This window comes from Flavimobilis rhizosphaerae (assembly GCF_014852685.1).
In the GTDB taxonomy this organism is placed as follows: domain Bacteria; phylum Actinomycetota; class Actinomycetes; order Actinomycetales; family Cellulomonadaceae; genus Flavimobilis; species Flavimobilis rhizosphaerae.
This window is the reverse complement of the sequence record NZ_JACZDF010000001.1, coordinates 218,933-242,035: the sequence shown is the minus strand read 5'-3', so window position 1 is coordinate 242,035 and position 23,103 is coordinate 218,933. Positions and strand designations below refer to the sequence as shown.

Here is a 23,103-nt window from a genome sequence, read left to right as displayed (position 1 = left end):
CGTACCCGTTCCTTCCGCTCGCGGGAGTTCCGCTCCCGACCGTACATCGCGAGGCTGGACCATTCCTGCGTGTTCGCCCAGGGCAGGACGGCCGGGGCCGGGGCGTCCCGGTGCCGGGACGCCCCGTGGTGCTCAGCGCTCGTAGACGTGCGGCGCAAGCGTCCCGACGAACGGGAGGTTGCGGTACTTCTCCGCGTAGTCGAGGCCATAGCCGACGACGAACTCGTTGGGGATGTCGAAGCCGACGTAGCGGACGTCGATGTCGACCTTCACCGCGTCGGGCTTGCGCATCGCGGCAGCGATCTCGACGGACGCCGGGCCGCGCGAGCGCAGGTTCGACAGGAGCCACGAGAGCGTGAGACCCGAGTCGACGATGTCCTCGACGATGAGCACGTGACGGTCCGTGAGGTCCGTGTCCAGGTCCTTGAGGATCCGGACGACGCCCGAGGACTTCGTGCCGGAGCCGTAGGACGACACCGCCATCCAGTCCATCGTCGCGGCCGTGTGCAGGCGGCGGGAGAGGTCGGCCATCACCATGACCGCACCCTTGAGGACGCCGACGAGCAGGAGGTCCTTGCCCGCGTAGTCCGCGTCGATCTGCGCGGCCATCTCGTCGAGACGGGCGCCGATCTGCTCCTCGGTCAGCAGAACGTGATCGATGTCGTTGCCGATGTCGGACAGGTCCACGAAAGGGCTCCTCAGGGTGCGGGACGGTGTCCCTCAAGCGTGCCACACCTGCGACGGACGGTGACCCGTCCGGGGAGCGGGACGGGCCCTTGCCCCCGCCACGCGACGACGAGGGCGTCGAGCGCGAGGACATGGGTGCGGGCGAGCGCGCCGTCGCTCGCGCCGACGGCGACGGCCCACGCGCGCAGCGCGCGGCGCCTCACGGCCGCGGGTGCGGCCGCGAGCGTCGCGCAGTCGAGGCTCGCAGCAGCAGGAACGCCCGACGTCCCGGTCACCGCGCGCTCGGAGGCGTCGGCGAGGAAGGTCACGACGGCAGCGTCGGCGAGCAGCCGGGCGGCGTACGACGCGAGCGCGTCGTCGTCCTCCCGGAGCTGCTCCGCCGTCCGGGCGAGCGCCGGCACGACACCCGGCCCGAGGACGTCCGTGAGCAGCGGCAGGACCCGCGCACGCAGGGCCGAGCGGCGCGGCGCGGCGTCGTCGTCGGGCGCGGGCGTGTTCGTCGGGTCGTGCCACGGCTCGAGCCCCTGCTCGGCGCAGACGCCGACGGTCACGGCACGCCCGAGGCCGAGGAAGGGACGCCGCACGCGTCCGCGCACGGGTCGCATGCCCGCGAGGGAGCGAGCACCCGCGCCGCGCGCGAGCCCGAGGAGCACGCCCTCGGCCTGGTCGTCGAGCGTGTGCCCGAGGAGAATCGCGCCGTCAGCCCCGCCCGGCAGCGCGTCGAGCGCACGCTCGAGCGCCGCGTGCCGCGCGGTCCGCGCGGCCGCCTCGGGCCCGCCGGTCGCGTCGACGACGACCCGGACGACGTCGGTCGTCAGCCCGAGCGTCCGGCACGTCGCCGCGGCACGCTCCGCGACGACGTCGCTGCCCGGCTGCAGACCGTGGTCGACGACGACGACGCGCACGGTGCGGCCCGCGGTCCGGTCGCCGCGCGGGCGGGGCGGGAGAGCGTCGGCCACGGGACCGTCGGGCACGGCTGCGTCGGGCACGGCAGCGTCAGGCACGGGAACGTCGCCGACGGGACCGTCGGGCGCGGAAGCCGCGGCGCGACCCCGCGAGGGCCGCAGCCCGAGCTCCGCCGCGAGGCACGCGACGAGCGCGAGCGAGTCCGGACCGCCCGAGCACCCGACGACGACGGGCGCCGCCCCCGGCAGGTCCGCGAGCGCCGCCCGCACCGCCCGGCGCCCCGCGACGGTGTGCGGGGTCGGCAGGCTCATCCGTGGACGCGCCGCACCCACGCGGCGGGATCGGCGAGCTCGCGCGTCGTCGGAAGGTTCTCGGGACCGTCCCACACCGCGTTGAGGCGGCGACGGCCGACCCGGATCATCGCGCCCCGCACGAACGCCGCGCCGTCGGTGTACTGCGCAAGCTTCTCGTCGAGGCCGAGCATCTTGCGGAGCACCGTGTCGACGGCCCCGCCGCGCTGCGAGCGCCGCGCGTCGAACGACGCCCGGATCCGCCCGACGCCCGGGATAACGTTCTCCCCGACGCGGTCCATCATGACGTCGGCATGCCCCTCGAGGAGCGACATCACCGCAGCGATCTCCGCCATCGTCGCGCGCTGCGACGGCGAGAGCAGACGAGTGCCGAGCGACGTGCCCGCCGGGGCGCGCACGACCCGCCCGAGGGTCGACGCCCACGTCCGCGCTCGTCGACCTGGACCGCCGCGGCCGAGCTCCGCGCCGGACCCGACGACGTCGTCGAGCAGCGCCCCGACCCGTCCCCGCAGATGGTCCGCGAGCCACGGCGCGGCCGCGAACTGCAGGGCGTGCGTCTGCTCGTGGAGCGCGACCCACAGCGCGAACGGGTCCGGCCGCGCGTCGAGCGCACGGCCCACCCGCAGGACGTTCGGCGCGACGAGCAGCAGCCGGCCCGGCTCCCCGGGCCGCGCGACGTACGGGTCGAACTGGCCGAGGACCCGCGTCGAGACGAGGGCGAGCGCCGCACCGACCTCGGCGGCACCCGCAGCCTGCACGACGACGCCGGGCGCACGCGCACCAGCGCCCTCCGCAGACGCGGGAGCCGTGCCGCCGAGAAGCACCTCCATGCCCTGCGACGCAGCCCGCACCCACGACGCACGGTCGACGACGTGCACCCGCGAGAGCAGGCCCGGGTCGTCGACGACGTCACGCCCGTCGGCCGGGGACATCGCCGTGACGTCGAGGACGTGTGGCACCGCGAGCGACGCCGCGCGCCGCAGCCCCTCGACGTGCGCGACGAGCACCCCGCGATCGTCGACGGGGCCCGCCGGGGCGAGCAGCGCACCGAGGCCCCGGACCGCGTCCCAGTCGACGGCGGCCCACAGGTCAGGGCTCGGACGGCGCTCGGACGTCATCCGCACCCGCACGCCGCGAGGCGCGTCACGAGCTTGTCGATCGTCGCGCGCGCGTTCCACGCGTTGCCGTCGGGGAAGTCGTCGACGAGCACCGCGAACACGAGCAGGCGGCCGTCGGCCGTGACGACCGTGCCCGCAAGACCGGAGACGTTCGGGAGCGAGCCGGTCTTCGCCCGCACCCTGCCGCGCGCGTCGGACGTCGTGAACCGCTCGTGGAGCGTCCCCGAGACCCCCGCGAGCGGCATCTGGAGCGCCGCCTCGCGCAGCGCGGGCGTCGCGGGGTCGACCATGCGCAGCAGAAGCTCGTTGAGCAGGCGCGGTGAGAGCCGCGAGCCGTCGCCGAGGCCCGAGCAGTCCGCGAGCTTCGCACCCGTGAGGTCGACGCCGAGCGCGCCGACCGCGTCGAGCACCGCCGCCGTCGCACCCTGGACGGAGCCGGACAGGCCCGTCTCGATCGCGACGATCCGGCCGACAACCTCGGTGATCGTGTTGTCCGAGGTCTGCAGGAAGTACCCGACGACCTCCGACAGGGGCGCGGACGAGACGCGGCCGACCTCGGCAGCGCCCTCCGCCGGGTTCGCGCGCGCCGCCGTGCCCGTCACCGTGACGCCGGCCTTCTCGAGGGCACGCGCGAAGTCGCGCGCGGCAGCGAGCGACGGGTCCGGGTGGCGCTGCGCGTACGTGTCGTCCGTGCGCCGCGCGACGTCGACCGCGATCGCGGTGACGGGGGCGGCATAGCCAGCCTCGACGCTCTTGGGGTCCCAGGACGGTGCGACGGACGGCCCCGTGAAGAGCGAGTCGTCGACACGCAACGTCACGGAGTCGAGTCCCGCCGCCGCGACGGCGTCCGCGACCTGGGCGGCGAGGTCCGCGAGACCGGCACGGCCGTTGACCTTCGCCGGGTCGCCCGCACCTGCCGCGAGCATCATGTCGCCGCCGCCGACGAGCGTCACGGTCGATCCCGCGAGGAGCGCCGTCGTGTCGAGCGTCCGGTCGGGGCCGACCCGCGAGAGGCCCGCGGCGGCCGTGAGGAGCTTCGCCGTCGACGCCGGCACGAAGTCCGTCGTCGCCGCGCGCCCTGCGATGCCCTGCCCGGTCGCCGCGTCCGTGACGAGCACGCCGACGCGCTTGCCGACGTACTTCTCCTCGTCGGCGAGCTCCGCGACGAGCTTCTCGACCGATGTGGCGGACGGCACAGGCGCGTCCGTCGGAAGCGTCGCCAGCCCGGACGTGAGCGCAGGCCCCGTCGTCGCGCCGGGAGCCGTCGGGAACGGCGCCGGAGGCGGCGCGACCGGCGCGTTCGTGAGAAAACCGGGGACGACGTCGAACGTGTCGGCGACGAGATATCCGCCGCCGGCGAGCAGCGCGAACGTCGTCGTCGCAGCTGCTACTCGTGCCGCCAGACCCATGACGTTCCTCCCGCACCTCGGTCGCGGTTCACACCTTAGCCTCCGTGTACGTCACACTGGACCCGCAGGACGACGGCGACCGAGCAGCGTGCCCCGTGCCCCGTACGGTGGACGCGGCGTGAACCGTCACCTGGCACGACCACGCCACCAAGGCTCACGGGCCCGCGCCCGTGCCCCGCGGGACGAACGACGAGAGGTGCTCGGGACGGCGACGGCCGCCCGTGTCTGGAGGAAGAGCAGTGGAGTTCGACGTCACGATCGAGATCCCCAAGGGTCAGCGCAACAAGTACGAGGTCGACCACCACACCGGTCGCATCCGTCTCGACAGGATGCTCTTCACCTCGACGCGCTACCCCGACGACTACGGCTTCATCGAGGGCACCCTCGGTGAGGACGGCGACCCGCTCGACGCGCTCGTGCTCCTCGAGGAGCCGACGTTCCCGGGCTGCCTCATCAGGTGCCGCGCGCTCGGCATGTTCCGCATGCGCGACGAGGCCGGCGGCGACGACAAGGTGCTGTGCGTCCCGACGGGCGACCAGCGCGCCGCCTGGCGTCAGGACATCGACGACGTGTCCGACTACCACCGGCTCGAGATCCAGCACTTCTTCGAGGTCTACAAGGACCTCGAGCCCGGCAAGTCGGTCGAGGGCGCCCACTGGGTGGGTCGCGCCGAGGCCGAGGCCGAGATCGAGCGGTCGCGCCAGCGCGCGATCGACTCGGGTTACGCGCACTGACGCGTCCCCCTGCACGGGAACGGGCGGCCGGCTGCTTTCGCAGCCGGCCGCCCGTTCGCGTGCGCCGAGGGCCGTCAGGGACGTCCCGCGTAGGCCATGGTCTCCGCGTAGCGGACCGGGACCTCCCGGACCGGGACGCCCGGGCGCGCGGCCTCGATCATCATGCCGCCGCCGGTGTACATCGCGACGTGGCGGATCGTGTTCGGGTCCGAGGTGTTGTTCGCCCAGAAGATGAGGTCTCCCGGGCGCATGTCGGCGTACCTGATCTTCTTGACGCGCACGTACTGGGAGCGGCTCGTCCGGGTGATGCCGACGCCTGCGGCCTCCCAGGCGCGCATCGTGAGCCCTGAGCAGTCGTACGTGTTGGGGCCCGTCGTACCCCAGCCGTACATCTTGCCGATCTGCGTGCGCGCCCACGCGACGGCCTTGCGGCCCTGGGCGGCGCTGCCGACCGCGGTGCCGGTGCCGAGGCCCGGGGCCTCGGTCGTGGGCGGCTTCGTCGGCTCGGGCTTCGGGGTGCGCGTCGGCGCCGGGGTCGGGGTGGGCGTCGGCCGTTCCGTCGGGGCCGTCGTCGGCTCGGTCGTCGGCTCGCGGGTCGGCTCGCGCGTCGGTTCTGTCGTCGGCTCGCGCGTCGGCTCGCGGCTCGGCTCGGTCGTGGGCTCGCGCGTCGGCTCGGTCGTCGGCTCCTGCGTCGGCGTCGTCGGCGGGGTCGTCGGCGTGGGGCGGGAGGTCGGCGGGTCCGACGGCTCGCGCTCGGCCTCGGCCTGGTCCTCGCGCTGCTGCTCGCGGTCACGGTCGATGCGGTCCTGGCGTGCGCGCTCGGCCTCGACGGTCGTGCTGCGGGCAGCGGCGAGCTGGGTGATGAGCGTGTCGCGGCGCGCCGTCGCAGAATCGGCCGCGGCCTGGGCCGCCTGGGTGAGGCGGTCTGTCTCCGCCCGCGCCTTCTCGGCCTCCGTCGCCGCATCCTGCGCGGCCGTGAGGGCGTTCGCGGCGTCCGTCCGCAGGACGTCGGCGACGAGGGCGTCGGCCCGGAACTGCTGCACGGCCGCGTCGGCGGCGGAGCCGACGGTCCGCAGCGACGAGGTGCGGCGGACGACGTCGGTGATGCCGTCAGCCGTGAGGACGGCCTCGAGGGTCTGGATCGAGCCGCCCGAGCGGTAGCGCTCGAGCGCGATGCCGGCGAGGACCTTGCGCGAGGCCTCCATGGTCGTGAGGGCGTCGGCGAGCTTCGCGTCCGCGGCGGCCGCCGCGGCCTGCGCGCTGTCGAGCGCGACCTGCGCCGTGAGGTAGCGCTCACCTGCGGTCGCGGACCGCGCCCATGCCTCGTCGGCGACGGTGCTGAGGCGCGCGAGCTCGACCTCGATCGCGGCCACGGATCCCGCGACTGCGGCCTCGCTCGCGCGGGCCGACGCGACGTCGTCGTCGCTCGGGTCCGCGAGCGCGGCGGGCGCGGCGAGACCGAGGACGAGCGCCGCCGCGACGAGCGCGGACGCGGACCTGGGGATCCGGGACTGGCGGGACATGGAGCCTCCGAGACGGGACAGCGGTGCACGACGAGGCTAGTCGCCTTCGATCCCGTTGTGAACTCCCACCTCAGGAACATCGCGAGTCACATCAGTCACATGAGCCACAGGAGCCCCGCCAGCCACAGAGATCTCATCATGCGGATGGCCCGTTCCACCCCGTGACCACGTCCGCCTAGAGTGGCCGCCATGATCCGTCGAATGTGTCGCTGACACCCCCGCACTCGCGCCCGGCCACGCCGGGCCCCGGTGCGGACACGCCCCCAGGGCGACGACGGGACCGCACCCGTCCGTGCAGCGACGACGATCATGCGAGTCGCACCACGGCACCAGGACACCGTTCGACGCCCGCCCACCCGCAGGCCGCGAACACCCACCTGGAGCCACCCATGAGCAACGCCGACTGGTCCTTCGAGACCCGCCAGATCCACGCCGGACAGACGCCCGACCCGACGACCGGCGCCCGCGCGCTGCCGATCTACCAGACGACGTCCTTCGTCTTCCCCGACGCCGAGACCGCCGCCGCACGCTTCGCGCTCGCCGACCTCGGCCCCATCTACACACGCCTCGGCAACCCGACGACCGGCGTCGTCGAGGACCGCATCGCCTCCCTCGAGGGCGGCGTCGGCGCGCTCCTGCTCGCCTCGGGCCAGGCCGCGACGACGTTCTCGATCCTCAACCTCGCGGGCGCGGGGGACCACATCGTCGCGAGCCCGTCGCTCTACGGCGGCACCTACAACCTCCTCGGCCACACGCTGCGCAAGCTCGGCATCGAGGTCTCGTGGGTCGACGACCCGCACGACCCCGCGCAGTGGCGCGCCGCCGCCCGCCCCACGACGAAGGCGTTCTTCGCCGAGTCCATCCCCAACCCGCGCTCCGACGTCCTCGACATCCGTGCAGTCGCCGACGCCGCGCACGAGGTCGGCGTCCCCCTCATCGTCGACAACACCATCGCGACGCCCTACCTGCTGCGCCCCTTCGAGCACGGCGCCGACATCGTCGTCCACGCGGCGACGAAGTTCCTCGGCGGCCACGGCAACTCTATCGGCGGCGTCATCGTCGACGGCGGCACGTTCGACTTCGGCCAGGACCCCGAGCGCTTCCCGGACTTCAACGAGCCCGACGTCACGTACAACGGCCTCGTCTACGCGCGCGACCTCGGCAAGGACGGCCTCTTCGGCGTCAACCTCTCCTACATCCTCAAGGCGCGCGTCCAGCTGCTGCGCGACGTCGGCGCGTCGATCAGCCCGTTCAACGCGTTCCTCATCGCCCAGGGCGTCGAGACCCTCTCGCTGCGCATCGAGCGCCACGTCGCCAACGCGGAGAAGGTCGCGGCGTTCCTCGAGGCGCAGGACGCCGTCACCACCGTCCACTACGCGGGACTCGAGTCCAGCCCGTGGCACGCGACGGCGCAGAAGTACCTCCCCCGCGGTGCGGGCGCCGTCCTCGCGTTCGAGCTCGACGGCGACGCCGAGGTCGGCCGCGCGTTCGTCGACGCGCTCGAGCTCCACTCGAACCTCGCGAACATCGGCGACGTCCGCTCGCTCGTCATCCACCCCGCGTCGACGACGCACGCGCAGCTCTCGCCCGAGGAGCAGGCGCTCTCCGGCGTGACGCCCGGCCTCGTGCGCCTCTCCGTCGGCCTCGAGCACATCGACGACATCCTCGCGGACCTCGGCCGCGGCTTCGCGGCCGTCGCCGCGCTGCGCACGGGCGCCAAGGCGACCGCCTGATGTGTACCGACGCGGCGCCGACGAGCGACGGCCAGGCCCACCCCGGGACGTTCCCGGACGGCACGGTCATGCCCGACGGCGCCGCGTCGGCACGCCCTGCCTCGGTTCCGTCGGATGATGGTGCCGTGAGCACGACGCCCGCACCCCGCCCGCGCCGCCTCGCCCCGCCGTTCGCGGGCGCGACGCCGCGCCCCGGCACGGACGTGCCCGTCCTCCCCGCCCCGCAGCCCGCGCCGAGCGGCGCATGGCAGCAGGGCGACGAGCCCGGTCGCCGCCGCTTCTGCGACGTCGGCACGCTCGAGCTCGAGTCGGGCCTCGAGATCCCCGACGTCACCGTCGCGTACGAGACGTGGGGCACGCTCGCGCCCGACGGCTCGAACGCCGTCCTCGTCCTCCACGCCCTCACGGGCGACTCGCACGTCACGGGCGACGCCGAGCCCGGCCACCCGACGCCCGGCTGGTGGTCGCAGATGGTCGGCCCCGGAGCGCCCATCGACACCGACCGCTACTTCGTCGTCGCCCCCAACGTCGTCGGCGGCTGCCAGGGCTCGACCGGACCAGCATCCCCCGCGCCCGACGGACGCCCGTGGGGCTCGCGGTTCCCGCACCTCACCGTCCGCGACCAGGTCGGCGCGGAGATCGCGCTGGCCCGTGCGCTCGGCGTCACGTCGTGGCACTTCGTCGTCGGCGGATCCATGGGCGGGCTGCGCGCCCTCGAGTGGGCGCTCTGCGGGCCCGAGGCCGGCGTCGACGTCGAGTCGATCGGCATCATCGCGTCCGGCGCGCAGACGACGGGCGACCAGATCGCGTGGGCGCACCCGCAGATCGCGGCGATCCTCGCCGACCCGCACTACAACGGCGGGGACTACTACGAGAACGCCGACGGCGTCGGGCCGCACGTCGGCCTCGGCATCGCCCGGCAGATCGCGCACGCCACCTACCGCTCGGCGACCGAGCTCGACCGACGCTTCGGTCGCATCCCGCAGAACGCCGAGGACCCGCTGCGCGGAGGCCGGTACGCGATCCAGTCGTACCTCGACCACCACGCGCACAAGCTCGCGAGCCGCTTCGACGCGAACTCCTACCTCGTCCTCACGCAGTCGATGCTCACGCACGACCTCGGGCGCGACCGCGGCGGCGTCGAGTCCGCGCTCGCGTCGATCACCGCGAAGGCCCTCGTCGTCGCGGTCGACTCCGACCGGCTCTTCCAGCCGATCGAGTCCGAGCGCATCACGCGCAACGTGCCGGGCGCGTGGCCGCTGCAGGTGCTGCGGTCCGAGCACGGGCACGACGGTTTCCTCATCGAGTTCGACCAGCTCGGGCCTGTCGTCCGGCACTTCCTCAAGCGCCTCGTCACCCGCCGCGGCTGACGGCAACCGCTGCCCGACCCGTCGGCCTCCAGCACCGTCGAACGGGGCTCCGGGCCTACGCGTCGGAGAGGCGGGGGTCCGGGCCGGCGGCGGTGCTGCGGGGGGCGCCGCGGGCAGCGCGTCCGCTCGCGAGGACGAGGCCAGCCACGCCGACGAGGAGCGCTGCCGCCGCGAGGAGCGCACCGTCCGCGAGGAGGCTCGGCAGGCCGCCCGCGAGCATCGAGACGATGCGGTCGGTGACGAGCGCGAGCACCCCGTCCGACGGCAGCGCGAGCTGCGCGACGACCTCCCGGGCCGCGACGTGTGCACCCACCAGGAGCGCGGCCGTCCCCGCGAGCGCGGAGGCCCCGCACGCCGCGAGCACGAGCCAGCGGCGGCGCGCCACGAGGAGCGCCACGACGACCGCCGCGAGGGCGACCCACGGCGCGAGCGCACCCCACGTGTCGATGACGCCGAGCGTCGTCCGTGCGCTCACGAGCTTCGCGGACGTCACGACAGGGACCTGGACGTCGAGGTCGCGCAGCGCGTCGGGCACGAGCGTGCGCAGCGCGTCGAGACGCTCGACGACTCCCGCAGCAGCCGGCATGTCCCGCAGGGCCTGCGGCACGGGGAACCGGAGCGCGTCGAGCTGTGCGACGACCATGTCGGAAAGCGTCCCGAGGTCGAGGACGACCGCGCCGTCGGCGTCGATGCCGACCGCCGGCCGGTGCGCCGCGTCGACGTCGGGGCTCGTGAGCGCCCACCGCACGCCCGCGTGAGCGGCACGCTGCGCGGTGTCCCACGCCGTCCCGAAGGCCTCGGTGCCGACGGCGTACCGCACGCCCGCTGCAACGCCGTCGCGCAGGTGTGCAGCGCCGTCCGTCACGGCGTCGTCGACGAGGCGCGACGCACCCGGGAGGTCCGCGAGCGGGCCGAGCGCCGTCGCGACAGCACCACGGACCGTCACCTCGGGGTCGAACGTCTCGAGCAGGCGCGTCGTCACCTCGTCCGCGAGCCTCTCGCGCACGAGCGGGTCGCGCGCGAGCGGTGCGACCGTCGCGACGTACGCGTCGGTGTCGTCGACCGCGCCGTGCACCCAGCGCGCCACGGGGGCGGTCGGCACGCAGACGCCGACGACGAGGACGCACAGGACGACCACGGCGCTCCGCACGACGCTCAGCATGGTGGAGAACCTACCGGAGGTCGTCCGCGGGACGCAGTGCGTCCGGGCGGTGCGGCGGGCAGGATGGGGTCATGACAGCGCCGACGCTCCCGGACCTCACCGACGTGCTCACCCGCCAGTGGACGCGCCTCGAGCGGTGGCTCGAGCCGCTCGGCGACGACCTGCTCGGCACGGCCGCGCAGCCGAGCGTGCTGCCGGGCTGGACGCGCGGCGAGCTTGTCAGCCACCTCGGTCGCTGCATGGGCTCGCTCGCGGCGGCTGTCCCGCAGCCCGCAGGGACGCGACCGGTGAGGCTCTCGGAGTACCTGGGTGGCTACAAGGCGTCGGCGGAGCACATCACGACGACGACGCGCGAGCTCGACGAACGCATCGCGGGCGACCGGCTCGCCGAGGTCTCGCGTCTTGTCGGCGAGGCCTTCGCCCACCTGCGGACGCTCGGCGACGACCCCGAGGCCGTCGTCCTCGGCAACCGTGCCCCGCTGCGGCTGCGCGACCTCGTCGTCACGCGGCTCGTCGAGCTCGTCGTCCACGCGGACGACGTCGCACGCTCGTTCGCGGACGTCGCAGCAACGCGCGGCGCGGACGACCCCGTCGACCGTGAGGCGCTCGCGCTCGTCGCCGACGAGCTGTGCGGCATCGTGCGGGCGCGTGGCGGCTGGGACCTCGAGGTCGCGGACGCGCGCCTGTGGGTGCGGCTCGCCGCGGGCCGTGTGCCCTACGACGTCGACGAGCTCGCGGTCGCCCTGCGCACGTCGTTCACCGCGGACTCCGTCCCGGACCTCGGGAACGTCCTGCCGCTCGTCTAGTCAGGGCCAGGCGGAGAAGAGGTCGACGATCCACTCGACGAACGTGCTGCGCCGCCCGCGCCGACGCTCACGTCGAACGTCACGCCGGCGTCTGCCCCCGAGGACTCCCATCGCAGCAGGCTAGCGGAGCCCGCCGTGGCTGTCTGCACCAGCCGACGCTCGGTATCGTGGCGTCATGCTGGCCGCCTACGTCGCGAAGACCTCTGCCACCGACCCGTTCGCGGGCCTCGTCATCGGGGAGCGTCCCGCCCCTGAGTCGCGCGAGCACTGGACGACGGTCGACGTCGCCGCCGCTTCCCTCAATCATCACGACCTGTGGTCGCTGCGGGGCGTCGGCCTGCCCGACGCTCTCCTGCCGATGATCCTCGGCACGGACGCCGCCGGCACGACCGCGGACGGCCGACGCGTCCTCGTCCACGGTGTCATCGGGGCGGACGGCCACGGCGTCGGCCCCACCGAGCGCCGCTCGTTGCTCTCCGAGCGTTACCCGGGGACGCTCGCGCAGCAGGTGTCCGTCCCGACCGCGAACCTCCTCGACGTACCCGACGGCCTCGACCTCACGGTCGCCGCGTGCCTGCCGACCGCGTGGCTCACCGCGTACAGCCTCCTGTTCCGGGCGTGCGACCTGCGGCCCGGCGACTCCGTGCTCGTCCAGGGGGCGGGCGGCGGTGTCGCGTCGGCCGCGATCGTCCTCGGCGTCGCCGCGGGCCTCGAGGTCTTCGCGACGAGCCGTTCCGCCGCCAAGCGCGAGCGTGCCACGGCCCTCGGTGCGGCGGCACTCGAGCCCGGCGCACGCCTTCCCCGCAGGGTCGACGGCGTCGTCGAGACCGTCGGCCGCGCGACGTGGCGGCACTCCGTTTCGTCCGTCCGCCCGGGCGGCACCGTCGCCGTCGCCGGCGCGACGACGGGCGACCCCGACGCCGCCGAGCTCACGCGCATCTTCTTCCAGGAGATCCGCGTCCAGGGCGTCACCATGGGCACGCGCGACGACCTCGCCGCGCTCGCCGCTTTCGTCGCCCGCACCGGCATCGAGCCTCCGATCGCCGAGGTCCTCCCCCTCGCGGACGCGGAGCGTGGCCTGCGCGCGCTCGACGCCGGCGACCACTTCGGCAAGATCGTCCTGCAACCATGACGGGTGATCGCCCGGGCGAGCCGTTCACGCTCGCCGACCTGCCGCCGCGCGCGCCGCTCGGCATGCCCGACGGCTGGGTCACCGACGTCCTCGGTGACGACTACCGCGCACTCACGCTCCCCCTCGCGGACGACGACGAGGGCGAGGTCGTCGCGACCCTCGTGCGCCACGACCCGGGGCTCGTCGGGCTCCGGCCCGCGCGCGCCGTCCTCTACCTCCACGGCTGGTCCGACTACTTCTTCCAGACGGGGCTCGCCGAGTTCTGGACCGCGCAGGGCATCGCGTTCTACGCGCTCGACCTGCGCAAGTACGGGCGGTCCCTGCGCGAGCACCAGACTCCCGGCTACGTCGAGACGCTCGTGACGTACGACGAGGAGATCGACGCTGCCCTCGCGACGATCCACGCCGAGCTCGGTCCGCACTGCGCCGTGCTCCTCACCGCGCACTCGACGGGCGGGCTCGTCACGGCTCTCTGGGCGGACCGCCACCCCGGGCGGGTCACCGGGCTCGCGCTCAACTCGCCGTGGCTCGAGCTCCAGGGTTCATCGATCGCCCGGACCGTCTCGACGCCGGCCGTCGCCCAGATCGCGCGCTTCCACCCGCGCACGCCGCTGCCGAACATCGACCCCGGCTACTACGCGCGGGTGGTCGACGAGCACTCGGGAGGAACCTGGGTGACGGACCCTCACTGGCGTCCCAACCCGTCGTTCCCCGTGCGCGCAGGGTGGTTGCGCGCGATCCTCGCGGGTCACGCCACGGTTGCGGCAGGTCTGTCCATCGACGTTCCCGTGCTCGTGAGCCTCTCTGCTCGAACGCACATCAACCCGCGCTGGAGCGAGGACATGCGCGCCGCCGACATCGTGCTCGACGTCGAGACGATCGCGCGGCGCGCGTCGTCGCTCGGCGACACCGTCACCCTCGTGCGCATCGACGGGGGCATCCACGACCTCGCGCTCTCGCCGCCCGGTCCGCGCGCGCAGTTCTACCGGCAGCTCGCGCGCTGGTCGCTCGCCTACGGCTGGGGCTGACGCGACTGCGCCTCGGTGCGGCTGCGGCCGACTCGGCCTGACCGACGGGAGGGGCTGCGGGTCAGCGGCACTCGGCGAGCGTCGGGCCCGTCTCGTCGCCCAGACGCCACATGCGCCACCCGTCGACCCCCGACGCCCCGACCGCGGCCGACGCCGCGAGGTCCGCGGACCAGAAGCGCTGGCCGTCGTCGAGCTCGATGATCCCGTCGGTGAAGAGCGTCGCGTGGATCGACTCCCCCCGCCGGTGTCGCACCCACACGAGCGGGGCCGGGCCGTCGAGCCGGGCCGCGAGTGCCTCGAGCGCCGGGTCCCGCGGCCCCTTGGGGGCCTGGGCGCGCGGCTCGTGCGCGGGCTGCACGGTCGCGGACGGCGCTCCGTGCCCCGGCGCGTACGACGAGCTCCGGGGTGCCGCGTACGACGACATGGGAGCAGCCGCGTAGGCAGGGGCCGACGCGGCAGGAGCCGGCGCACCGTACGGTGCGGTCTGCGGGTGGCTGGGGCCCGCGTAGGGCTCCACGACGCGCGTGTCGTGCTCGAGGACGTCGACGACCGAGTAGCGCCCGGGCGCAGCCGCCGGCGCTGTGGAGGTCGACGCTGCACGGTGCCCTTCGGCCGCGTACCCACCGGCTGCCCCATAGGACGTGGCGTCGTACGAAGACTTGTCAAAGGAGTGCGCGTCATAGGGGTGCGCGTCGTACGACGCCGGCTCCTCGAACGACGCCGCGAGCGGCGCAGGCTCGGGCTCCGGGTCCGCCAGCGGGGGCGCGTCGTCGTACACCTGCGCCGTGGTGGGCGACGGGTCGCCGTACGCCATCGCCGCCGCGAAGGACCGCGACGAGTCCCGCAGCGAGCTGAGGTCGTTGGGGTTGGTGTCGATCGACACCTCTTCGACCGACGCGAGACGTGCACGGTAGCGCGCCCCCGCGTATCCGGCGGGGTGCGCCGTCGCGCCCGTCGTGCCGGGCGCGCCCGACGGGTGGTACGGGCGCGGGTGCGTCGCGGCACGGGACGGGGTCTGGGTGACGCCGATCGCGGTGCGGGCCGGCGAGACGGGCTCGTGCACGGGCTCGTGCACGGGCGTCCGCTCCTTGACCGGCGCGGACGGGCGCGCAACGTAGGCCGACGGCTGCTGCGTCGAGTACGCCGACGGGCGCTGCGCGGCGTACGCGGACGGACCTGCGGTGTGCGCGGCCGCGGGGACGGCGCTGTGCTCGTACGGCTGCGACTGCCCGTCCTGCGGGTCCGTGACGACGGGCAGCGCCTGCGTCGAGACCATCGCGGCGAGGCGACGCCGCTCCGCCTCGTGATCGACCGGGTCGCGCGGGTCAAAGACCGACGTGCGCGTCACCTGCGACGTCGCCGCCGCGGGGGCGGCCGCAGCCGCGGTCGGCGCAGCCTCCGTCGGCTCGAGACCACGCGGACCACGGCCGCCGAGGCCGAGCGGCGACACGTCGAGGACGCGGCGGCCGTCGGTGCCCCGCAGGACACCCACCCGCAGCACCTCGACACGGCTGCCGGGCTGGCGGAGGAACTCGAGCGCGTCGAGCGCGTCGAGCGCGACCGCGGCGCACACGACGACGAGGCGCGCACCCCCCGGGCGACGCTCGCCGCCCACGACCTCCGGCACGGTCGTGAAGAGCTGGGAGCGGTCGCCGACGAACGCCTGCGGACCGCGGTGGTAGCGCTGCGCGAGCTCGGCGTCACCGAGCCGTGACGCGCTCCCCGCGCGCACGAGCGCCGACGCAAGCGTCGCCGCGTCGAGGTTCGTGACGATCTCCGTGACGACGACGCCGCCGAACCCGTCGACCGACAGGAGGAACGGCTCGTCGTGCCCGGCCCGGCCTCGCGCGACGGTGAGCAGACGCTCCCCGAGGATCGCACCGAGCCGCTGCTCGATGATCTGCTCCACCTGAGCACCGACCGCGCCCGGCGCGGGCTCCATGGCCTGCACCGCGACCGCCCTCTCGGCATCGAGCTCGAAGATCGCCACGTCAACTCCTGCTAGTCCCCGAATGCGCACGGAATACCACGCGCGGGGCCAGCCTAGGGCTTCGACGCGCGGAGCGCAGCCCCGGACCGGGCGAATCGCACCCGGTCCCGACCGAGATCAGCTGCGTCGCAGGTGCTCCGCAAGCAGCTCGGCGAGCGCCACCCCGTGCGTGCCGCGCAGGTGGTCGGCCTGCGTGCGGCACGAGAAGCCGTCCGCGACGTAGACGTCGCCGTCGGCCATCGCGTCGAGCGCGGGCAGCAACTGCTGCTCGGCGACCTTCACCGAAACGTCGTAGTGGCCCTTCTGCATACCGAAGTTCCCCGCAAGACCGCAGCACCCCGAGAGCTCCGTCACCGTCGCACCCGCAGCGCTGAGGAGCGCACGGTCGGCCTCGAAACCCATGACCGAGTGGTGGTGGCAGTGCGGCTGCACGACCGCCGTGACGTCCGAGAGGTCGGGCATCTGCCACACCTCAGGGTCCGGGCCGAGCGGCGCGGGCGCCGTGAGCAGCTCGGCGAGCGTCGTCGTCGCCCGCGCGACCGCATGCGCACGCGGGTCGTCGGGCAGGAGCTCGAGGAGGTCCGATCGCAGCACGGCCGTGCACGACGGCTCGAGGCCGACGATCGGCACGCCGTTGACGCCGAACGGCCCGAGAACGTCGAGCAGCCCTGCGAGGCGGCGCCGCGCGCCGTCGAGCTGGCCCGTCGAGATCCACGTGAGACCGCAGCACGCCTCCTGATCGGGGACGATGACGTCGTAGCCCGCCGCGACGAGCACCTCGACCGCGGCCTCGGGCACCTGCGGCGCCATGGTGTCCGAGAACGTGTCGGTCCACAGGACGACCTTCGTGCGGCCGCGCACGCCCGGCGTGAGCGGCGTGCCGTCGGCCGCGCCGAGGACGCCCGTCGTCACCGTCGCGTCCGCCGACGACGTCACAGGGACCCCGCCGCGGCGCCACAGGCGCCGGAACGGCGTCGACGCGAACGTCACCATCTTGGGACGCGCAGTGTCCATGCCGCCGACCGCGAGGATGAGCTTCGCGAGCGGACGCACCTTGAACACCGCGTTCGCGAGCGCCGCGAGCCCCGGAACCGTCGTGACGAGCCGCGCCCAGCGCGGCAGCCAGCCGAGCGAGTAGTGGTCGATCGGCCGCAACCGGCCCTGGTACGAGCGGTGGAGCACCTCAGACTTGAGCATCGCCATGTCGACGCCCGCAGGGCAGTCCTTCGAGCACGCCTTGCACGACAGGCACAGGTCGAGCGCGCCGTGGACCTCCGGAGAACGCCAGCCACCCTGGACGAGCCGCCCGTTGAGCATCTCCTGGAGCGTGCGCGCACGCCCGCGCGTGACGTCGTTCTCGTCGCGCGTCGCCTGATAGGAGGGGCACATGAAGCCCGCCCCGGCGGTCGCGTTGTCCGCGCGGCACTTGCCCACGCCCGTGCACCGGTGGACGGCCTTCGTGATGTCGCCGTCATCGTGCGTGAACGCGAAGCCCGTGCCCTTCTTCCCCGGGTGCGCGACGACCTCGCGCCGCGCCGCGGGGCGGCGCAGGTCCGCGTCGAGCGGGGCTGGGCGCACGACGACACCCGGGTTGAGCGCGTCGTCAGGGTCGAGGAGCGCCTTGAAGCGCTCGAAGAGGTCGATCGCCCCCGCCGAGTACATGAGCGGCAGCAGCTCGCTGCGCGCCCGGCCGTCGCCGTGCTCCCCCGAGAGCGAGCCGCCGTGCTTCGCGACGAGCGTCGCGGAGTCGACGATGAACCTGCGGAACACCGCTGCGTCGTGCTCGAGCGGCAGGTCGATCCGCACGTGGATGCAGCCGTCGCCGAAGTGCCCGAACGCCATGCCCTCAACGCCGTAGGACTCCATGAGCGCGTCGAACTCGCGCAGATACGCACCGAGCCGCTCCGGCGGCACCGCCGCGTCCTCCCATCCGGGCCACGCCTGGTTGCCCGACGGCGTGCGCCCGCCGAGCCCCGCGCCGTCCGCGCGGATCCGCCACATCGCGGTCGCCTCCGGCCCCGGGGGCAGGACGACCGACGCGTCCGTCGACGCAGCCTGCGCGATGCGCCGCGCCCTGTCGAGCGCCTCGTCGAGGTCCGCGCCCGCAACCTCGACCATGAGCCAACCCGCGCCCGCAGGCAGCGCCGGCACCGCGCCCGGTCCCTTGACCCGGCGCACGACGTCGACGAGCCGCGCGTCGAGACCCTCGATCGCGAGCGGGTCGAGCGCGAGCAGCGCCGGCACGTCGTCCGCGGCCGTCGGCATGTCCGGGTACCCGAGCACGACGACGACCGGCGCCGCCGCCTGCTCGACGAGCCGCACCGTCGCGCCGAGCACCGTGACGACCGTGCCCTCCGTGCCGACGAGCGCCTTCGCGAGGTCTCGCCCGTTCTCGGGGAGCAGGTGCTCGAGGGAGTAGCCCGACACCTGGCGGCCGAAGCGTCCCAGCTCGGTGCGGATGAGGGCCATCTCTGCGGTGACGAGGTCCTCGAGGCCCGGCACGACCGCGAGCGACCCCGCGCCCGCCCCCGCCGTGAAGCGCCGGCCCAGGCCGTCGACGACGTCGAGCTCAAGAGTGTTGTCGGCCATGCGGCCGTATGCGACCGCGTGAGGGCCGCACGCGTTGTTGCCGATCATGCCGCCGAGCGTCGCGCGGTTCTGGGTCGACGGGTCAGGCCCGAAGCGCAGCCCGAACGGTGCAGCAGCCTGCTGGAGGCTCGACATGACGACGCCCGGCTCGACGCGCGCCGTGCGTGCCTCCGGGTCGATCTCGTGGATGCGGTGCAGGTGACGGGACAGGTCGAGGACGACGCCGGGCCCGACCGCATTGCCTGCGACCGACGTGCCCGCGCCACGTGCCGTCACCGGCACGCGGGCCTCGCGCGCGACCTCGAGCGCCGCGAGCACGTCGTCCGTGCTTCGCGGGAAGACGACGACCTGCGGCGGCACCCGGTAGTTCGACGCGTCCGTCGAGTACTGCGCACGACGCGACGACGACGCGTCGACCTCCCCCGAGACGGCGACGCTCAGCGCCGCGACGAGGTCCGCGACCTCGGAGGGACGGGGGGCGGGCAGAGTTTCAGGTGCGCTCGACACGACTGAATCCTCCCACGACCTGGACGCTCGTGTCCGGCCGTTGGACCTAGCGGACCTCGCCCGCCCCAGCCCTCGTCTCAGGCGAGCGACGCCGTGAGCGAGATCTCCGTGCCCGCCAGAGCCTTGCTCACCGGGCACGTCGCCTTCGCCTCCTCGGCGATCTCGACGAAGCGCGCCTCGTCGATCCCCGCGACCTCACCCTCGACCGCGACACGGATCGCCGGGATGCGGAACCCGCCCGCCGGATCCGGACCGAGGTCGACCTCGACACTCACGTGCAGCGCGTCGGGCGCGTGCCCGGCCTGCCCGAGGAGCGCCGAGAGCTGCATCGCGTAGCACGACGAGTGCGCGGCCGCGATGAGCTCCTCGGGGCTCGTCGTTCCGTTGGCGTCGTCGGCGGACCGCGTCGGGAACGAGACCGTGTACGTGCCGGCCCCCGAGCTCGAGAGCTCGACCTGGCCGGCCCCCTCCTCGAACGAGCCGTTCCAGGCGGTGCGAGCGGTACGTGTAGGCATGACAACCTCCGGTGCATCGGGACGAGCTGACCCTTCCGAACCTAGCCCCGGCCACCGACATCGGCCACGGGTCAGTCCAGCGTCCCGCGATGTGGCAGGTCAGCCACATGTCGCGGAGACTTCACCCGGCTTCCTCATGCCGTGCGCCGCTCCTGCCGATAAAGGGGGCATGGCGCACCGCACCGAGCACAGCCCCGAGGGTGACCTCCGCCGTGCCACCGACGGCAAGCCTCAGTTCGAGGAGCCCGACCCGTGCCAGCTCGTCTGGATGGAGGAGCTCCGCGAGCTCCTCCGCGGCCCGGGCGTCGACCTCACCGTCCCCGAGCACGTCGAGCGGCTCTTCGTCGACTGGTGCTGCCGCTGGCACGCGACGACGCCCGCCGAACGCTGGGACCCCCTGCCGTCGCTCACCGCGCTCGGCATCGCCGTCGGCGACCTCCTCCGGGCGGCCCGACCCGACCTGCGCTGGCGCGTCGTCGCAGGCTGCAGCCCCACGACGCTCATCCTCGCCGATGCCGACAACCGGCCCGTCGCGAGCCCCCTCACCGACATCGCCACCTGGTGGATGGCGCGCGAGCTCGCCGGCATCACGGTGCTGCTCACGCGCCTCGCCGTCTCCCCGGTGCTGTCGAACCGGCCCGCGCCGCACCTCCGGCCGCAGCGGTCGCGCGCGAGCAGCGTCGCCTGACGCGTCGGGCCCTCACGACCCGCACCCTCACGACGCGGTCAACCTCACGGCCCGCCTTCCTTACGACGCAGGACGCGCCTCCGTCCCGTCCGGCCCTCGCACGACGTACGACGCGACCGGAACCCACCCGTCGCCGTCCGGCTGCAGCACGACACGCAGCGTCACGCCGTCCGCAGGAGCGCCTGCCCCGAGGACGTCCGTCACCGCGCGCACCTCGAGGTCCGTCGTCGTCCTGCGCAGCAAGGTCCCCGCGAGCGCGACGATTCCGTCGTCGTCGACCTTCATCGACCACGAGTCGACGGCCGGCACCCCGTCGCCCACGACGTCCGCGTCCGCAGCGCGGTCCGACGCGCGCGGCGTCGTCCAGGCCGCCGTGCCGTCCGAGTCGACCGCGAACGCCATGCCATCGACGTCGAGGCCCGCCGCGCCGACGACCGCGACAAGACGCGCCGTCACGCCCGAAGCGTCGGGCGACGACACCACGCCCGACGACGCCCCCGAACGCGCATAGTCGACGTACGTGCCGTCGACCGTGAGCGTGCCGTTCCCGTCCGCGACCGTCCACACCGTCCCGGACCGCACCGGATCTCCCGCGACACCGACGACCCGGGCGAGCGCCGCGACCGTCGCACGCGTCCCGGGCACCGGCTCGAGCGCGACCGCCCGGAGCGTCATGCTCTCGGACCACAGTGCGTCCGCGGGGACGACCTCGCGCGAGCCCAGCTCGCCACCCGTGTCCTCGACGGCGTACCCCCGTACCCTGACATCGTCGGGGCCCGCCGCCATCGACGCCATCGCTGCGCTCGGGGCGTCCGCGCCCGTCCCGACACCCAGCCGGTCCGCTGCCACGTACGTCACCCCGCCGACGACGAGAACCGCGGCAGCAGCGGCGAGCCACCGCGCAGGCCCACGCCGGCGCGCGCGCCGCGCAGGGACCGCCGACGCACCGGCGGCGGCCGCAGGCAGCGCCACCCCGGCCGCCGGCTCCGCCGTGCCGCCGGCTCCGAGGATCGCGGCGGCCGCCGCGGCGTCCTCCTCCTGCGCACCGTCCTCGACGAGCAGCCGCGCGACCCGCAGCCGCAGCCCCAGGTCGGTGCCGTCCTCCGGTCCTGCGACGTCGCCCACGAGCGCCGTCACCCGCGCACGCAACGCCACGACGTCGGGCTCCACGCCCGCCGCCGGGTCCGTCGCACGCAGCCGCGCGAACGCCTCGTCGTCACTCACCCACGTCACCCCGCCTCACGCTCCGCCCACAGCTCACGCAACCGGGCACGCGCACGCGACAACGCCGCCTCCGCGCCACCCTTCGAGATCCCCAGGACCGCCCCCAGCTCGGCCCCCGAGAGCCCCTCCCACGCATGCAGCACGAGCACCTGACGGTCCCGCGCGCTCAACCTGCCGAGCACCTCCCGCACACTGTCGTCGACGACAACGAGATGCTGCGGGTCCGCGTGATCGACCTCGACCGGCATCGTCTCGACGAGCACCGGCCGCGCCTTGCGACGATGGTTCGCAAGCAGGTAGCCCGCCGTCCGGTACAGCCACGCGAGCTCGAGACCGTCGGGCACGTCGTCGCGCCGGCGCCACGCCGTCGCGAAGACCTCCGCCGTGAGGTCGTCGACCTCGCCCGGGTGCGCGCGACGCGCGAAGTACCGGTGGACCGCCGTCGCATGACGACGGAACACGTCCTCGAACCACAGCGGTCCGTGCTCCACGCGCCCTCCTCCCGGCCCGCCACGGGGCGGCACGAGCCGCCCTCCTCACCCGTCTCTGTCCCGACCCCGCCGATCCTTGCACCCGCAACCGACATCCGGCCCTTACCTACACGAGGACCTTGGGCCGTTGCCCCCGCACGCCCCGCACGCGAGGATGGAAGGACCGACGAGGACGTCGCACCACCGCGACGTCGGAAGGTGGTGAGCACGATGACAGACCGCAGGATCGTCGTCGGCGTCGACGGATCCCCCAGCTCCGCCCACGCGCTCGACTGGGCCGTCCGCGACGCCCGCACCGACGGCGCACACCTCCAGGTCGTTCTCGTGTGGGACACGACCTGGCTCGAGACCGCTCCCCTCGGTCCCATCGCCGTGCTCGAGGCCGCCGACAACTACGAGCACATCGCTCGCAGCGCCCGCGAACGCCTCGACCAGCTCATCGCCGAGGCCGACACGTCGGGGCTCCGGGTCACTGCCGAGGAGATCCGCGGCACCGTCGTCCCGACGATCCTCGAGCGCGGCACCGGCGCCGACCGCATCGTCGTCGGACGGCGCGGCCTGGGCCGCCTCGGCCGCCTCTTCATGGGATCCGTCTCCGCCGGCGTCGTCCGGCAGGCCCGCGTCCCCGTGACGATCATCCCCGACCCGGACCATGCCGCTGCGATCCTCGAGCAGGCCGCCCGCGACCACGAGATCGACGAGACGCCCCGCGTCGTCGTCGGCGTCGACGGCTCCGACGCGTCCGTCACCGCGCTGCGTCACGGTGCCGAGCTCGCGACGCGCCATGACCTGCCGCTGCACGCCGTGGCGTGCTGGCAGGTGACGACGACAGGGCCCCTGCCCAACCAGTTCGGCTGGGCACCACCCGTCGAGGACTACATCCAGCACACGGAGGAGCTCCTCGCACGCGCGATCGCGCACGCGAAGCTCGATCTTCCTGAGGGCCGGCTCGTCGAGCGCGTCGAACGGTCCGCGCCGGCCCGCGGGCTCCTGCGCGCGGCCGCCGGGGCGCGTCATCTCGTCCTGGGTTCGCGCGGGCTCGGCGGGTTCGAGCGGCTCCTGCTCGGGTCCGTATCGTCGCAGATGGTCGAGCACACGCCCTGCCCCGTGACGGTCGTCCGGGCCTGACGATCCTCCTGCCGTTCTGCCCCTGGCGCAGCCACCGCTCCAGTGGTCCGAT

At 74.2% G+C, this 23,103-nt stretch carries 19 protein-coding genes; 8 read left to right on the top strand and 11 right to left on the bottom strand.

The genetic code is table 11. The features are described from left to right. Positions 1-132: 132 nt before the first annotated feature. The 4 genes from hpt to dacB are packed head-to-tail and all read right to left on the bottom strand — an operon-like array spanning position 133 to position 4,431. Complete coding sequence (gene hpt / locus IGS67_RS01005; protein WP_102510060.1) at positions 133-687, bottom strand: hypoxanthine phosphoribosyltransferase; 555 nt, start codon at positions 685-687, stop codon at positions 133-135. 11 nt (positions 688-698) lie between these two features. Beyond that, a complete protein-coding gene (locus tag IGS67_RS01000; RefSeq protein WP_192276928.1) occupies positions 699-1,904 on the bottom strand; it encodes a tRNA lysidine(34) synthetase in 1,206 nt (401 codons plus the stop codon). Beyond that, positions 1,901-3,022, bottom strand: coding sequence for a zinc-dependent metalloprotease (locus IGS67_RS00995; protein WP_192276925.1), 1,122 nt, complete (start codon positions 3,020-3,022; stop codon positions 1,901-1,903). The genes IGS67_RS01000 and IGS67_RS00995 overlap by 4 nt, the downstream gene beginning before the upstream one ends. Continuing rightward, positions 3,019-4,431, bottom strand: coding sequence for a D-alanyl-D-alanine carboxypeptidase/D-alanyl-D-alanine endopeptidase (dacB, locus tag IGS67_RS00990; RefSeq protein WP_192276921.1), 1,413 nt, complete (start codon positions 4,429-4,431; stop codon positions 3,019-3,021). Before dacB ends, IGS67_RS00995 begins: the two co-directional genes overlap by 4 nt. Positions 4,432-4,670: 239 nt before the next feature. On the opposite strand from dacB, the gene IGS67_RS00985 reads away from it, so the two are divergent. After that, positions 4,671-5,165 (top strand): inorganic diphosphatase, encoded by a 495-nt coding sequence (locus IGS67_RS00985; RefSeq protein ID WP_102510058.1) that lies wholly within the window; start codon positions 4,671-4,673, stop codon positions 5,163-5,165. Between the two features lie 74 nt (positions 5,166-5,239). Here the strand turns inward: IGS67_RS00985 and IGS67_RS00980 are convergent, their stop codons facing one another. Beyond that, positions 5,240-6,688 (bottom strand): C40 family peptidase, encoded by a 1,449-nt coding sequence (locus IGS67_RS00980; protein WP_192276918.1) that lies wholly within the window; start codon positions 6,686-6,688, stop codon positions 5,240-5,242. 389 nt (positions 6,689-7,077) lie between these two features. Here IGS67_RS00980 and IGS67_RS00975 point away from each other — a divergent pair, with 389 nt between their 5' ends. Both IGS67_RS00975 and metX read left to right on the top strand, forming a co-directional pair. Beyond that, positions 7,078-8,421 carry a bifunctional o-acetylhomoserine/o-acetylserine sulfhydrylase gene (locus IGS67_RS00975; RefSeq protein ID WP_192276915.1) on the top strand — a complete coding sequence of 448 codons (1,344 nt, stop codon included), beginning with the start codon at positions 7,078-7,080 and terminating at the stop codon, positions 8,419-8,421. Then, complete coding sequence (gene metX / locus IGS67_RS00970; RefSeq protein ID WP_235977474.1) at positions 8,421-9,791, top strand: homoserine O-acetyltransferase MetX; 1,371 nt, start codon at positions 8,421-8,423, stop codon at positions 9,789-9,791. The genes IGS67_RS00975 and metX overlap by 1 nt, the downstream gene beginning before the upstream one ends. A gap of 55 nt (positions 9,792-9,846) precedes the next feature. Here metX and IGS67_RS00965 read toward each other — a convergent pair whose 3' ends face one another. Next, positions 9,847-10,953, bottom strand: coding sequence for a hypothetical protein (locus IGS67_RS00965; RefSeq protein ID WP_192276913.1), 1,107 nt, complete (start codon positions 10,951-10,953; stop codon positions 9,847-9,849). Positions 10,954-11,024: 71 nt separating this feature from the next. Between IGS67_RS00965 and IGS67_RS00960 the strand changes: the two genes are divergently transcribed. From IGS67_RS00960 to IGS67_RS00950, 3 genes are all read left to right on the top strand, one after another. Continuing rightward, complete coding sequence (locus IGS67_RS00960) at positions 11,025-11,759, top strand: maleylpyruvate isomerase N-terminal domain-containing protein (RefSeq protein WP_192276910.1); 735 nt, start codon at positions 11,025-11,027, stop codon at positions 11,757-11,759. Positions 11,760-11,934: 175 nt separating this feature from the next. Then, the gene (locus IGS67_RS00955; protein ID WP_192276907.1) at positions 11,935-12,891 is read left to right on the top strand and encodes a zinc-binding dehydrogenase; all 957 of its coding nucleotides are present in this window, start codon (positions 11,935-11,937) and stop codon (positions 12,889-12,891) included. Next, complete coding sequence (locus IGS67_RS00950) at positions 12,888-13,919, top strand: alpha/beta hydrolase (protein WP_328741312.1); 1,032 nt, start codon at positions 12,888-12,890, stop codon at positions 13,917-13,919. The genes IGS67_RS00955 and IGS67_RS00950 overlap by 4 nt, the downstream gene beginning before the upstream one ends. 61 nt (positions 13,920-13,980) lie before the next feature. Here IGS67_RS00950 and IGS67_RS00945 read toward each other — a convergent pair whose 3' ends face one another. From IGS67_RS00945 to IGS67_RS00935, 3 genes are all read right to left on the bottom strand, one after another. Then, entirely contained in the window at positions 13,981-15,909 is a 1,929-nt protein-coding gene (locus tag IGS67_RS00945; RefSeq protein ID WP_192276904.1) for a hypothetical protein, read from the bottom strand. Positions 15,910-16,026: 117 nt separating this feature from the next. After that, positions 16,027-19,005 carry an FAD-binding and (Fe-S)-binding domain-containing protein gene (locus IGS67_RS00940; protein WP_328741310.1) on the bottom strand — a complete coding sequence of 993 codons (2,979 nt, stop codon included), beginning with the start codon at positions 19,003-19,005 and terminating at the stop codon, positions 16,027-16,029. 77 nt (positions 19,006-19,082) lie between these two features. Next, on the bottom strand, positions 19,083-19,520 hold the full coding sequence (locus IGS67_RS00935; protein ID WP_102510050.1) for an OsmC family peroxiredoxin: 438 nt from the start codon (positions 19,518-19,520) through the stop codon (positions 19,083-19,085). 169 nt (positions 19,521-19,689) lie between these two features. On the opposite strand from IGS67_RS00935, the gene IGS67_RS00930 reads away from it, so the two are divergent. Then, complete coding sequence (locus IGS67_RS00930) at positions 19,690-20,208, top strand: DUF3806 domain-containing protein (protein WP_192276900.1); 519 nt, start codon at positions 19,690-19,692, stop codon at positions 20,206-20,208. Between the two features lie 60 nt (positions 20,209-20,268). On the opposite strand, the gene IGS67_RS00925 is transcribed toward IGS67_RS00930, so the two are convergent. Further along, complete coding sequence (locus IGS67_RS00925; protein ID WP_192276897.1) at positions 20,269-21,432, bottom strand: hypothetical protein; 1,164 nt, start codon at positions 21,430-21,432, stop codon at positions 20,269-20,271. 5 nt (positions 21,433-21,437) lie between these two features. Continuing rightward, positions 21,438-21,923, bottom strand: coding sequence for an RNA polymerase sigma factor (locus IGS67_RS00920; protein WP_328741304.1), 486 nt, complete (start codon positions 21,921-21,923; stop codon positions 21,438-21,440). A 210-nt stretch (positions 21,924-22,133) separates the two neighbouring features. Between IGS67_RS00920 and IGS67_RS00915 the strand changes: the two genes are divergently transcribed. After that, a complete protein-coding gene (locus IGS67_RS00915; protein ID WP_192276891.1) occupies positions 22,134-23,051 on the top strand; it encodes a universal stress protein in 918 nt (305 codons plus the stop codon). Positions 23,052-23,103 lie beyond the last annotated feature (52 nt).